This is a genomic window from Kitasatospora sp. A2-31 (genome assembly GCF_022288725.1).
GTDB lineage: Bacteria > Actinomycetota > Actinomycetes > Streptomycetales > Streptomycetaceae > Kitasatospora.
This window is the reverse complement of sequence record NZ_JAKNTA010000009.1, coordinates 265,084-279,078: the sequence shown is the minus strand read 5'-3', so window position 1 is coordinate 279,078 and position 13,995 is coordinate 265,084. Positions and strand designations below refer to the sequence as shown.

The 13,995-nt window shown below is 69.0% G+C and carries 5 protein-coding genes, 1 rRNA gene and 3 other annotated features (1 of these 9 only partly in view); of the genes, 4 read left to right on the top strand and 2 right to left on the bottom strand.

Features of this window, described 5'->3' with window-relative positions:
• Positions 1-3,186, top strand: a sequence feature (most likely nonfunctional fraction of RNA operon) (it extends 930 nt beyond the left edge of the window).
• Positions 286-892, top strand: a sequence feature (mutual gap in cmsearch alignment for this rRNA model is longer than 100). It overlaps the preceding feature by 607 nt.
• Positions 1,033-1,746: a sequence feature (16S ribosomal RNA rRNA prediction is too short), on the top strand. (Lies within the feature at positions 1-3,186.)
• Before the next feature lie 81 nt (positions 3,187-3,267).
• Both rrf and MCM47_RS25365 read left to right on the top strand, forming a co-directional pair.
• Positions 3,268-3,384, top strand: a 5S ribosomal RNA gene (rrf, locus tag MCM47_RS25370).
• Positions 3,385-3,480: 96 nt separating this feature from the next.
• Positions 3,481-4,332, top strand: coding sequence for a phosphatase PAP2 family protein (locus MCM47_RS25365; protein WP_238863997.1), 852 nt, complete (start codon positions 3,481-3,483; stop codon positions 4,330-4,332).
• A gap of 72 nt (positions 4,333-4,404) precedes the next feature.
• Here the strand turns inward: MCM47_RS25365 and MCM47_RS25360 are convergent, their stop codons facing one another.
• Positions 4,405-4,968 carry an acetate uptake transporter gene (locus MCM47_RS25360; protein WP_238863996.1) on the bottom strand — a complete coding sequence of 188 codons (564 nt, stop codon included), beginning with the start codon at positions 4,966-4,968 and terminating at the stop codon, positions 4,405-4,407.
• 329 nt (positions 4,969-5,297) lie between these two features.
• Complete coding sequence (locus tag MCM47_RS25355) at positions 5,298-7,859, bottom strand: SpoIIE family protein phosphatase (protein WP_238863995.1); 2,562 nt, start codon at positions 7,857-7,859, stop codon at positions 5,298-5,300.
• A gap of 570 nt (positions 7,860-8,429) precedes the next feature.
• Between MCM47_RS25355 and MCM47_RS25350 the strand changes: the two genes are divergently transcribed.
• Positions 8,430-12,947: a HAMP domain-containing protein gene (locus tag MCM47_RS25350; RefSeq protein ID WP_238864083.1), complete on the top strand. Its 4,518-nt coding sequence runs from the start codon at positions 8,430-8,432 to the stop codon at positions 12,945-12,947.
• A 292-nt stretch (positions 12,948-13,239) separates the two neighbouring features.
• Positions 13,240-13,875, top strand: coding sequence for a two-component system response regulator (locus tag MCM47_RS25345; protein WP_238863994.1), 636 nt, complete (start codon positions 13,240-13,242; stop codon positions 13,873-13,875).
• Positions 13,876-13,995: the final 120 nt, after the last annotated feature.

Below are 13,995 nucleotides of genomic sequence, written 5' to 3'. Positions count from 1 at the left end.
GTCGAGCAGGTACGAAAGTAGGGACTAGTGATCTTGATGCTAAGCTTCGCTCTGGCGAAGCTGAGAACTTAAGCGCCAGTAAACGGCGGTGGTAACTATAACCATCCTAAGGTAGCGAAATTCCTTGTCGTTCCGACCTGTCCATAGGCCCGGTGAACCAAGGGTTCCTGGGTCAAGCTGATCTGCCCAGGGTAAGTCGGGACCTAAGGCGAGGCCGACAGGCGTAGTCGATGGACAACGGGTTGATATTCCCGTACCCGCTTTGAAGCGCCAACGCTGAACCTCTTGATGTGGGCTTGCCTGCTGGCCGTGACTGCGTGCCTTTTGAAGAATGAGCCTGCGAGTTTGCGGTGTGTAGCGAGGTTAACCCGTGTGGGGTAGCCGTAGCGAAAGCGAGTCCGAATAGGGCGGTTGAGTTGCATGCCCAAGACCCGAAGCGGAGTGATCTAGCCAAGGGGTTGCCGCTTGGGGGTTGTGGGAATGAGCTTCAGTCGTCTGCCGGCGGCTGGGCGAGTCAGAAACCGTATGGATAGTCGAAGGACAGTCATCTCCCAAGTAGCACGGGGCCCGAGAAATCCCGTGTGAATCTGGCGGGACCACCCGCTAAGCCTAAATATTCCCTGGTGACCGATAGCGGATAGTACCGTGAGGGAATGGTGAAAAGTACCGCGGGAGCGGAGTGAAATAGTACCTGAAACCGTGTGCCTACAGTCTTGGGCTGCACACGTGCTACAATGGTCGGTACAAAGGGCTGCGATGCCGCGAGGCGGAGCGAATCCCAAAAAGCCGGCCTCAGTTCGGATTGGGGTCTGCAACTCGACCCCATGAAGTTGGAGTTGCTAGTAATCGCAGATCAGCATGCTGCGGTGAATACGTTCCCGGGCCTTGTACACACCGCCCGTCACGTCACGAAAGTCGGTAACACCCGAAGCCGGTGGCCTAACCCGTAAGGGGAGGAGCCGTCGAAGGGAGGCCGCGATAGGCCCCGGGGAGCTGTCAACCGAGCTTTGATCCGGGGGTGTCCGAATGGGGAAACCCGGCAGTCGTCATGGGCTGTCACCCGCTGCTGAACACATAGGCAGTGTGGAGGGAACGCGGGGAAGTGAAACATCTCAGTACCCGCAGGAAGAGAAAAGTGGGGTAATGGCCTACCAAGGCGACGACGGGTAGCCGGCCTGAGAGGGCGACCGGCCACACTGGGACTGAGACACGGCCCAGACTCCTACGGGAGGCAGCAGTGGGGAATATTGCACAATGGGCGAAAGCCTGATGCAGCGACGCCGCGTGAGGGATGACGGCCTTCGGGTTGTAAACCTCTTTCAGCAGGGAAGAAGCGCAAGTGACGGTACCTGCAGAAGAAGCACCGGCTAACTACGTGCCAGCAGCCGCGGTAATACGTAGGGTGCGAGCGTTGTCCGGAATTATTGGGCGTAAAGAGCTCGTAGGCGGCCTGTCGCGTCGGATGTGAAAGCCCGGGGCTTAACCCCGGGTCTGCATTCGATACGGGCAGGCTAGAGTGTGGTAGGGGAGATCGGAATTCCTGGTGTAGCGGTGAAATGCGCAGATATCAGGAGGAACACCGGTGGCGAAGGCGGATCTCTGGGCCATTACTGACGCTGAGGAGCGAAAGCGTGGGGAGCGAACAGGATTAGATACCCTGGTAGTCCACGCCGTAAACGTTGGGAACTAGGTGTTGGCGACATTCCACGTCGTCGGTGCCGCAGCTAACGCATTAAGTTCCCCGCCTGGGGAGTACGGCCGCAAGGCTAAAACTCAAAGGAATTGACGGGGGCCCGCACAAGCAGCGGAGCATGTGGCTTAATTCGACGCAACGCGAAGAACCTTACCAAGGCTTGACATATGCCGGAAACGTCTAGAGATAGGCGCCCCCTTGTGGTCGGTATACAGGTGGTGCATGGTTGTCGTCAGCTCGTGTCGTGAGATGTTGGGTTAAGTCCCGCAACGAGCGCAACCCTTGTTCTGTGTTGCCAGCGAGTAATGTCGGGGACTCACAGGAGACTGCCGGGGTCAACTCGGAGGAAGGTGGGGACGACGTCAAATCATCATGCCCCTTATGTCTTGGGCTGCACACGTGCTACAATGGTCGGTACAAAGGCCGTGAAGCCGGCCCGGAGTCTTCGGACGATGGGACGTGGTGGAGCCGGTGACCCAACGGGGTAGTAGGTGAGCGATGGGGTGACGCAGGAAGGTAGTCCAGCCCGGGCGGTGGTTGTCCCGGGGTAAGGGTGTAGGACGAACGGTAGGCAAATCCGCCGTTCACATAGTCTGAGACCTGATGCCGAGCCGATTGTGGTGAAGTGGATGATCCTATGCTGTCGAGAAAAGCCTCTAGCGAGTTTCATGGCGGCCCGTACCCCAAACCGACTCAGGTGGTCAGGTAGAGAATACCGAGGCGTTCGGGTGAACTATGGTTAAGGAACTCGGCAAAATGCCCCCGTAACTTCGGGAGAAGGGGGGCCATTCCTGGTGACGAGTCTTGCACTCCGAGCTGGGGGTGGCCGCAGAGACCAGCGAGAAGCGACTGTTTACTAAAAACACAGGTCCGTGCGAAGCCGTAAGGCGATGTATACGGACTGACGCCTGCCCGGTGCTGGAACGTTAAGGGGACCGCCGGTGACCCAACGGGGTAGTAGGTGAGCGATGGGGTGACGCAGGAAGCCGGCGGTGGCTTGTGGAAGCGCCGTCGCTCAACGGATAAAAGGTACCCCGGGGATAACAGGCTGATCTTCCCCAAGAGTCCATATCGACGGGATGGTTTGGCACCTCGATGTCGGCTCGTCGCATCCTGGGGCTGGAGTAGGTCCCAAGGGTTGGGCTGTTCGCCCATTAAAGCGGTACGCGAGCTGGGTTTAGAACGTCGTGAGACAGTTCGGTCCCTATCCGCTGTGCGCGTAGGAGTGTTGAGAAGGGCTGTCCCTAGTACGAGAGGACCGGGACGGACGAACCTCTGGTGTGCCAGTTGTTCTGCCAAGGGCATGGCTGGTTGGCTACGTTCGGGAGGGATAACCGCTGAAAGCATCTAAGCGGGAAGCCTGCTTCGAGATGAGCACTCCCACCTCCTTGAGAGGGTAAGGCTCCCAGTAGACGACTGGGTTGATAGGCCGGATATGGAAGCCCTGTGAGGGGTGGAGTTGACCGGTACTAATAGGCCGAGGGCTTGTCCTCAGTTGCTCGCGTCCACTGTGTTGTTCTGAAACAACGACCCCCACCGCTCTGGCGGGTGGGTGGCGGATAGTTTCATAGTGTTTCGGTGGTCATAGCGTGAGGGAAACGCCCGGTTACATTCCGAACCCGGAAGCTAAGCCTCACAGCGCCGATGGTACTGCAGGGGGGACCCTGTGGGAGAGTAGGACGCCGCCGAACAATCATTCCGAAATGGCCCCCTCCAATGTTGGAGGGGGCCATTTTGCGTTAACGTCTCTGCCACCACACCCCGGCTCGGCGGAGAGGCGCGCACCGTTGCAGAACCTGACCCTTACCTGGCAGTCCGCCGGGGGCGCCGCGGCCGCGCTCTACGGGGGCTCCTACGCGGCGGCGAGGTGGCGGCGTGGCCCGCTGCCGGCGCTGCTGCGGGAGGCCGGCACGCTGCTGGCGCTGTTCGCGCTGTGGCAGCTGGTGGGGAAGCTCTCGCTGATGAGCACCGAGCACGCGCTGGACCGGGCGAGCTGGATCCACCGGGCGGAGCTGGTGGTCGGCTTGCCGGACGAGGCGGATTGGCAGGCCGCTGTCACGCCGTACCCGGTCCTGGTACGGGCGGCGAACTACTACTACGCCGCCATGCACTTCACGGTGATGCTGGCCGTGCTGGCGTGGGTGTACCTCCGGCACCGGGCGCGGTACGCGTGGGTGCGGACCACCGTGGTGATCACGACGGCGGTCTGCCTCCTCGTGCAGTTCATCCCCGTGGCGCCGCCGAGGATGCTGCCGCAGGACGGGTTCGTCGACGTGGCGGCGGAGTACGGGCAGTCGGTGTACGGCGGTGCGGTCGGCGGGGTGGTGCCCGCGCAGTTGTCGGCGATGCCCTCGGTCCACGTGGCCTGGTGCGTGCTGGCGGCGGTGGCGGTGATCAAGGTGTCGCCGAGTCCACTGCGCTGGCTGATGGTCCTGCACCCGGTGGTGACGGTCGCGGTCGTGGTCGTCACCGCCAATCACTTCTGGGCGGACGGCCTGGTCGCCGTCGCCATCCTGCTCCTCTCCTACGCGGCCCAGGCGGGCTTCGCCCGCCGGCAGGCCCGGCGGGCGGCGGTTCGGGCCGCGGCCGGCCGGGCGGCCGGTGCGTCCACCGCGGAGCGGGCCGACACCCGCGGCTGAGCGGTGCCGACACGCGCCGGTGGGCCGGTCCTCCCCCGCTCGGGGAGGACCGGCCCACCGGCGTTTCCGCGGCTATTTGACCGGCAGGACGGCCCGGCCCCACGCGCTGTTGGTCAGCGACGCGGTGGCCCAGTACCAGGCGACGAGCCCGGAGGCCGCGGCGACCCAGCCGGCGAACTTGGCGAGACCCCCGGAGGCGTTGAAGCTGGCGAAGGCGGAGAGCACCAGGGAGACGGTCAGCAGCCCGTAGACGGCGCGGCTGAACAGGCCCGCGTTCCAGCTGGCCGCGGTGAGCGTGAGGGCGAGCAGGGCCCACAGGAGCAGGAAGAGCCCGGCGGCGTTCTTGCCGGCGCCGCCGGCCGCGGACCAGGTGGCCCAGAAGGCCCCGAGGCCGGTGAAGGCCGTCCCGGTGAAGCCCTCGCCGCCGCGGAGCTGCCAGATGCCGGCGACGAACAGGGTGAGACCGCCGACGAGGTGGGCGAGGTGTGCCGAGTCCCCTACCCCGGTGCCACTGAGGAGGCCGGTGGAGAGGAGACCGTAGGCGAGGAGAGTCAGGCCGAGGGCGAGGTAGCCGAGGTTACCCGCGTCGGCTCCGGTGGAGCGGGCGTTCTGTGCCCCGGTAGCGTCGTTGCTCACCGGAGGCTCCTTTCACTCTGGGCGCGCGCAGGGCGCGATCGACCACAGGGGGATGTTCGATGAGGTGGATGCGCGCGACCGCGCCGAGGGCGCACGGCTGGAGCGTGCGACGGCTGCGGTCAGAATGACGGCTCAGCGGAATCCGCTGGTCGTGTCCCCGCCGGGGGATTCCCGGTGAGATCGGTGTACCCGGCCGCGCGAGCTTGTACCCTTGTGAATCGCACAATTTGTCACGTCGTCAGCTGTGGAACGCTCACGATCGCTCATCATCGGCACGACGAAGGGCCAGGACCGGGCATGGAGAGCCCGGGAGAACGGCCCCGGCCCCCTCAGCCGGTGCGCTGGGTGGGCACCCGCAGGGTGAGGATCGCCATGTCGTCGGAGGGCGGCTCCGGGGCGAACCGCTCGACCGCCCGCTGCACCCGCAGCGCCACCGCGCCCGCGGTCAACCCGGTGCAGCCGGTGAGCACCTCCGCCAGGCCGTCGTCGCCCAGCATCCGCCGCCCCTCCCGGCGTTCGGTGACGCCGTCGGTGACGCAGAGCAGGACCTCGCCGGGGGCGAGCACCAACCGCTCGGCGGTGAGGTCGAGCTCGTCCATGACGCCGAGCAGCGGCTGCGGGGTGGCGGCCCGGTCCACCTGGCCGTCGGTGCGCAGCCGCAGCGGCAGCGGGTGGCCGGCGCAGACCAGCGAGAGCTCGGTGCTGCCGTCCGGCTGCGGCGTCAGCTCGCCGTAGAGCAGGGTGAGGAAGCGGCTGCGCGATCCCTCGTCCAGGATGGCCGCGTTGAGCCGGCTGAGGACCTGCGGCGCGTCCAGCCCTTCGCGGGCGAGCAGGCGCAGCGAGTGGCGGGCGAGGCCGGTCACGGAGGCCGCCTCGGGGCCGGTGCCGCAGACGTCGCCGATGGCGAAGCCGTAGGTGCCCTCGCGGATGGTGAAGAGGTCGTAGAAGTCGCCGCCGACCTCGTTGCCCTCGCCGGCGGCCTGGTAGTAGACGTCCACCTCGACGCCCGGGATCTCGGGCAGGTCCGGCGGCAGCAGACTGCGCTGCAGGGCCTGGCTGGTGGCGGTGCGCTCGGAGTAGAGGCGGGAGTTGTCGAGTGCGAGGGCAGCCCGGCGGGAGAGGTCCTCGGCCAGCTCCAGGATCTCCTGGCGGAACCGGATGCCGGCCGGGGAGCCGAGCGCGAGCAGGCCGATGACGCGGTTGCGGGCGGTGAGCGGCAGGACCACCGTCTCGCCCAGCAGGCCGTCGAGTTCGAGGCTGTCGGCGAGTCCGCCGGCGCGGGCGGTGTCGCTCGGGGCGGTCCAGAAGCGGACGCCGTGGGTGGGGCCTGACTCGGGGACCGCGGTCTTGTCGAGCAGGGCGCGCAGCGGGTCGATCCGGTCCTCGTCCTCGTGCAGGACGAAGGCGAGCGAGGCCGGGGCGCCGTGGTCGCCGTTGGTGTAGACGGCGCACCAGGACGCCAGGGTGGGGACGGCCATCTGCGCCATCAGGGCGAGCGTCTGCTCGTGCTGCAGGGTGCCGGCCAGCAGGTCGGAGGCCTCGACGAGGAAGGAGAGCGAGCCGCGGCGGAGCCGTTCGAGCTCGGTGAGCCGGGTGCTCTCGATGGCGAGGGCGACCCGGTCGGCGGCGAACTGCAGCCGTAGCGCGTCCTCGTTGTCGTAGCGGCCCGGAGCGGCGGCGGCGACGCCGAGCGAGCCGATCAGCCGGCCCTCGACCTTGAGCGGGACGGTGAGCAGGGAGCGCAGGCCGCTGTCGGCCAGGAGGGCGAGGCCGGTGGGGCGGGTGCTGAGGTCCTCGTGGACGGACGGCATCCGGGCGGAGTCGTACCGGTTGCCGGTCTCGACCGGGAAGCGGGCGTGGCGGCGGTGCCCGGTGGTGAGGCCGGTGGCGGCGCGGACCTCGAACTCGCTCTCGTCCTCGGTGGTGAGCAGCACGTAGGCGGCGTCGGCGTCGAGGAGGTCGCGGGCGCGTTCGACGGTGCGCTGGAGCAGGGTGTCGAGGTCGTCGGTGCCGACGGAGCCGGTGAGCAGGTCGAGCCGTGCGCCGCCCTGGTCGGTCTTGTCGCCGGGCAGGGCGCGGGCGGGGGAGCGGAGCACCGCGCGGTCGGGTTCGAGGACGAGAAGACAGAGCGTGGAGGGGATGCCCTCGGTGTCGCGGACGCGGACCTGCGCGCCGTACACCTCCACGGTGGCGCCGTCGGCGCGGCGCAGACCGAAGCTGCCCTCCCAGCGGGCCAACCGGAGGGTGGCGGCCAGGCCGAGGCCGGTGCCGGGGCCCTGGGGCCAGACGGCGAAGTCGGCCCAGGGGCGGCCGAGGACGGTGTCGGCCGGGTGCTGGAAGAGCGCCTCGGCGTCGGGGTTCCAGGCGAGGACGCGGCCGTCGTCGTCGAGTTGGACCACGGCGACGCGCAGCGGGCCGGTGCTGCTGGGCAGTTCGCTGCCGGGGGTGGCGGGCACGGCGTACCGGGTGCCGGTGACGTGGGCCGGCAGCGGGAGGCGGAACCAGACGGTCTTGCTGCCCGCGGCGTACTCGACGCCCCAGCGTTCGGCCAGGGCGGAGCACATCAGCAGGCCGCGGCCGCCCTCGCCGTCGGGGTCGGCGTAGCGGTCGGAGGCGGTGACGGGGACGTCGGCGTAGGCGGGCAGGCCGCGTTCGGGGTGGTGGTCGGTGACCTCGATCCGGACGGTCTCCGCCTCGCGCAGGCAGCAGACCTCGGCGGCGGTGCCGGCGTGCACGACGGCGTTGGTGACCAGTTCGCTGACCAGGACCACGGCGTCGTCGACCACCTCGGGCAGGCCCCAGCCGAGCAGCGCGTCCCGGACGAACGCCCGTGCGGCCCCGGCGGACCGGCCGACGGGTTCGAAGGTGGCGGCTGCGCGCGCGGTGACCACGTTGCCACTTCTCCTCTGCTCTGGCCCTGGCTGTCCGGGTGCGGCGCCGACTCCCCGGACGCGCCGGCGGGTGAGCGGCGGCGCTGGGTCGGGTCGTGGCCCGGTGCAGCGCTCCACCCTACTTTCCGCTTGGTTCCCCGCGGGGGCGGGGCGTCGAAACAGGCACCTGAGGGTGATTCTGCCCACCTGTTTCGGTCGGGGTGGTACCAACCGAGCGCAACCGGCCGTGTACCCGGCGCGGGTGCTGCCAGACTGGGGGGTCCGCGACGGCCGTCCGGAGCAGTACGGTCGATGCGGGTCCCGGTCGGCCGCGCGGTCGCCGGGACGCAGATGCGCCGGGCCGGTGTCCGGTTCCGGGCCCGTGCGGGCCGCGGTCGGACGCCGGGCAGTTCACGATCTGGGAGGGGCCCGTTGAGTTCGGCCACCAAGGACGCAACCGGTACGACGCCGCCCGCTCAGCGTGGCGGGCGGTCCGGGGCCGCGCCGCGGAGCGCGGCCGGCCGGCGAGCCAACCACAGCCGGGGAGCCGAGCCCGCCGAGCTGCGCAAGCTGCTGGCGGCGCTCACCGCGATGCGGGACGGCAACTTCCGGCGGCGGTTGACGGTGCCGGGTGACGGACCGCTGGCGGAGATCGCCGCGGTGTTCAACGAGGTCGCCGAGCGCAACCAGCACCTGACCGGCGAACTGGCCCGGGTGCGCCGGGCGGTGGGCCGCGAGGGCCGGTTGAACGAGCGGCTGGAGACCGGTGCCGGTGAGGGCGCCTGGATGGCCGCGGTCGACAACTGCAATGCGCTGATCGACGACCTGGCCCGGCCGATGGCCGACGTCGGCCGGGTGCTGGCGTCGATCGCCGAGGGCGATCTGGACCAGAAGATGGAGCTTCGCTCGCTGCACGGCAACGGGGTGAGCCACCCGCTGCGCGGCGAGTACCTGAAGATCGGCCGGACCGTCAACGGCCTGGTGGACCAGCTGTCGGAGTTCACCGACGAGGTGACCCGGGTGGCCCGCGAGGTCGGCACCGAGGGCAAGCTCGGCGGCCAGGCGAAGGTGCGCAGCGTCTCGGGCAGCTGGAAGGACCTCGCGGACTCGGTCAACACCATGGCCGGTCGGCTGACCGCGCAGGTGCGCAACATCGCCCAGGTGACGACTGCGGTGGCCAAGGGCGATCTGTCGCGCAAGGTCACGGTCGAGGTGGCCGGCGAGATGCTGGAGCTGAAGAACACCGTCAACACGATGGTGGACCAGCTCAACGGCTTCGCCGCGCAGGTGACCCGGGTGGCTCTGGACGTGGGCACGGAGGGCCGGCTGGGGGGTCAGGCGCAGGTGCCGGGCGTCGCCGGGGTCTGGCGGGACCTGACCGACTCGGTGAACTTCATGGCCGACAACCTGACCGGCCAGGTGCGCAACATCGCCCAGGTGACGACCGCCGTGGCGCGCGGGGACCTCTCGCAGAAGATCGAGGTGGACGCGCGCGGGGAGATCCTGGAGCTGAAGAACACCATCAACACGATGGTGGACCAGCTGTCGGGCTTCGCCGAGCAGGTGACCCGGGTGGCCCGCCAGGTCGGTACCGAGGGCAGGCTCGGCGGCCAGGCGCAGGTGCCGGGCGCGGCCGGGGTCTGGCGGGACCTGACCGACAACGTCAACTTCATGGCGAACAACCTCACCGACCAGGTCCGCAACATCGCCCAGGTGACGACGGCGGTCGCCCGGGGCGACCTGTCGCAGAAGATCCAGGTGGACGCGCGCGGGGAGATCCTGGAGCTGAAGAACACCATCAACACGATGGTGGACCAGCTCGGGGCCTTCGCGGACGAGGTGACCCGGGTCGCCCGGGACGTCGGCACCGAGGGCATCCTCGGCGGTCAGGCGAGCGTGCCGGGGGTGTCCGGGACGTGGAAGGACCTCACCAACAGCGTCAACCTGATGGCCAACAACCTGACCAGTCAGGTGCGCAACATCGCCGAGGTGACCACCGCGGTGGCGCGCGGCGACGTGTCGAAGAAGATCACCGTCGACGCCCGGGGCGAGATCCTGGAGCTGGTCACCACCGTCAACACGATGGTGGACCAGCTCTCGGCCTTCGCCGACGAGGTGACCCGGGTGGCCCGCGAGGTGGGCACCGAGGGCATCCTGGGCGGTCAGGCGCGGGTGCGCGGGGTGTCGGGCATCTGGAAGGACCTGACCGACAACGTGAACCTGATGGCCAACAACCTGACCAGTCAGGTGCGCAACATCGCCGAGGTCGCCACCGCGGTGGCCCGCGGCGACCTCTCCAAGAAGATCGACATCGAGGCGCAGGGCGAGGTCGCGGCGCTGGCCGGCACCCTGAACACGATGGTCGACCAGCTCTCCGCCTTCGCGGTGGAGGTGACCCGGGTGGCCCGCGAGGTGGGCACCGACGGCACGCTGGGCGGTCAGGCGAGCGTGCCGGGGGTGGCCGGCATCTGGAAGGACCTGACCGACAACGTCAACCTGATGGCCAACAACCTCACCGGCCAGGTCCGCAACATCGCGCTGGTGATCACCGCGGTGGCCCGCGGCGACCTCTCGCAGAAGATCGACGTGGACGCGCGGGGCGAGATCCTGCAGCTCAAGACGAGCATCAACACGATGGTCGACCAGCTGGGCTCGTTCGCCGACGAGGTGACCCGGGTGGCCCGTGAGGTGGGCACCGACGGTCGGCTCGGCGGCCAGGCCCGAGTGCCGGGCGTGGACGGCACCTGGCAGGACCTCACCGAGTCGGTGAACGAGCTGGCCAACAACCTGACCCGGCAGGTGCGGGCGATCGCGCAGGTCGCGACGGCGGTGACCAGGGGTGACCTGTCGCTGCGGATCGACGTGGACGCCGCCGGGGAGCTCGACGAGCTCAAGGACAACATCAACCAGATGATCGCCAACCTGCGCGAGACCACCCGCACCAACCAGGAGCAGGACTGGCTCAAGACCAATCTGGCCCGGATCTCCGGCCTGCTGCAGGGCCGCCGCGACCTGGAGGCCGTCGCTTCGCTGATCATGACCGAGCTGACGCCGGTGGTCTCGGCCCAGCACGGCGCGTTCTTCCTGGCCCAGCCGGCCGGCCGGACCGCCGAGCTGATCACCGAGGACGACGACGAGAACGACACCGTGCTGCGGCTGATCGGCAGCTACGGCTACCAGCGCCGGGCGATGCCGACCACCTTCCGGCCCGGCGAGTCGCTGATCGGCCAGGCGGCCGTCGAGAAGCGGGCGATCATCCTCAAGGAGGCCCCGCCCGGGTACCTCAAGATCGCGTCCGGGCTGGGCGAGGCCTCGCCGGCCCACATCGTGGTGCTGCCGGTGCTGTTCGAGGGCCGGCTGCTGGGCGTGATCGAGCTGGCCACCTTCAGCTCCTTCACCACCGTCGCCCTGGACTTCCTCAACCAGATCGCCGACCTGATCGGCGTCACCGTCAACACGATCAGCGTCAACACCAAGACCGAGGGCCTGCTGCTGGAGTCCCAGCGGCTGACCGCGGAACTCTCCATGCGGTCGGCCGAGTTGGAGGCGCGCCAGGAGGAGCTGGAGCGGACCAACGAGGAGTTGCAGGAGAAGGCCTCGCAACTCGCCCAGCAGAACCGCGACATCGAGATCAAGAACAGCGAGATCGAGGAGGCCCGGCAGGTCCTGGAGGAGCGCGCCGAGCAGCTGGCGCTGGCGTCCCGGTACAAGAGCGAGTTCCTGGCCAACATGTCGCACGAGCTGCGCACCCCGCTCAACTCGCTGCTGATCCTGGCCAAGCTGCTCTCGGACAACAACGAGGGCAACCTCTCGCCCAAGCAGGTCGAGTTCGCCGACACCATCCACGGCGCCGGCTCCGACCTGCTCCAGCTGATCAACGACATCCTGGACCTCTCCAAGGTCGAGGCCGGCAAGATGGACGTCCGCCCGGCCCGGATCGCCCTGGTCCAGCTGGTCGACTACGTGGAGGCCACCTTCCAGCCGGTCGCGCTGGACAAGAACCTGGACTTCGCCGTCCGGGTCTCGCCCGCCCTGCCGGTCACCCTGCACACCGACGAGCAGCGGCTCCAGCAGGTGCTGCGCAACCTGATCTCCAACGCGGTGAAGTTCACCGACGCCGGCGCGGTCGACTTCTCGATCAGGCCGGCCGGTCCGGACGTCCCGCAGCACGTGCGGGAGCGCCTGCTGGAGGCCGGCACGATCCAGGGCCCGGACGACGCCCTGATCGCCTTCGCCGTCTCGGACACCGGGATCGGCATCCCGGGCAACAAGCTGCGGGAGATCTTCGAGCCGTTCCGGCAGGCCGACGGCACCACCAGCCGCAAGTACGGCGGCACCGGCCTCGGCCTGTCGATCAGCCGGGAGATCGCCCGCCTGCTCGGCGGGGAGATCCACGCCGAGAGCGAGCTGGGCCGGGGCTCCACGTTCACGCTGTACCTGCCGCTGCACACCCAGGCCCCGGACGCCGGCCCGGCGACCGCGCCGCCGCCCGCCGCGAACGCCTCGCCGGTGCGCGCCTCGGTCGCGGTCACCCCGGCCGGCACGCCCGTGCCGGTCGGCGAGAACCCGGCCGACCACTGGGCGCAGGAGGTCCGGGAACTCGCCGAGGAGCGCCGCCGCGGTGCCGTGGAGCGCCGCCGCGCCGTCGCGCCGGCGGTCCCGGCCGAGGTCCGCGCCCCGGCCGCCGCGCCGGCGGTCCGCCCGGCCGGCCGCGTGGACGCCCGGTTCGACGGCCAGCAGGTGCTGATCGTGGACGACGACGTCCGCAACGTCTTCGCGCTCACCAGCGTCCTGGAGCAGCACGGGCTGACCGTGCTGTACGCCGAGAACGGCCGTGAGGGCATCGAGATGCTGGAGCAGCACGAGAACGTCGCGCTGGTCCTGATGGACATCATGATGCCGGAGATGGACGGCTACGCGACCACCGAGGCGATCCGCCGGATGCCCCAGTTCGCCGGTCTGCCGATCATCGCGCTGACCGCCAAGGCGATGAAGGGCGACCGGGAGAAGTCGCTGGAGGCCGGCGCCACCGACCACATCACCAAGCCGGTCGAGACCGACCACCTGCTGTCCGTGATGCACGACTGGCTGAACGGCGGGCGGCCCTGAACGTCCGCAGGGGCGCGAACGCCCGGGCCCGCTCCGGCGTTCGCGCCACTGGGCGGCCGGTTTGCTGGCGGGGAGGGCCGGGAACCCGGTAGGGTCACCGATCGTTGCGAACAGTGACCGGTCGGCGACGCACTGCTGAGCGTGCGCCGGAGCACTGGCTGCGTGCTGCTCCGGCCGGGTCGCGACGGAGCGGTGTGCCGGGCGAGGGGGTGCGGCTAGCATGACCGGGGTAGTGGTGGGCAGTACGCGGGTGCCTTCCCCAGGCAGTCAGGCGACAGGAGGGCGGGTCGGAATGCAGAAGGCGAAGATCCTCCTGGTCGACGACCGGCCGGAGAACCTCCTGGCGCTGGAGGCCATCCTCTCCGCGCTGGACCAGACGCTGGTGCGTGCCGCCTCCGGTGAGGAGGCGCTCAAGGCGCTGCTCACCGACGACTTCGCGGTGATCCTGCTGGACGTCCAGATGCCCGGCATGGACGGCTTCGAGACGGCTGCCCACATCAAGCGGCGCGAGCGCACCCGGGACATCCCGATCATCTTCCTGACCGCGATCAACCACGGGCCGCACCACACCTTCCGCGGCTACGCGGCCGGTGCCGTCGACTACATCTCGAAGCCCTTCGACCCCTGGGTGCTGCGCGCCAAGGTCTCGGTCTTCGTCGACCTCTACGTGAAGAACTGCCAGCTCAAGGAGCAGGCCGCGCTGCTGCGGCTGCAACTGGAGGCCGGCGGCGGGCAGCCGGCGATCGGCGGCGCGCTGCTGGGCGAGCTGTCGGCGCGGCTGGCCTCGGTGGAGGAGCAGGCCGAGGCGCTGGTCAAGCAGCTGGACGGCACCCAGGACGGCGGGGTGGCCGCCACCGCGGCCCACCTGGAGCGGAAGCTGGGCGGCCTGCGCCGGGCGCTGGACGCGCTCCGTCCCGGCGTCGAGTGAGCGCAGCCCCTTTCACACCTTCGGGTGGATTCCGACCGCTGTGACGGTGTGTCTGCGACACGTCCGGGGAGCGGGGGTCGGTCACATGTGCTCAGTCCGCCGACCCCGGTAGGCTGCTGA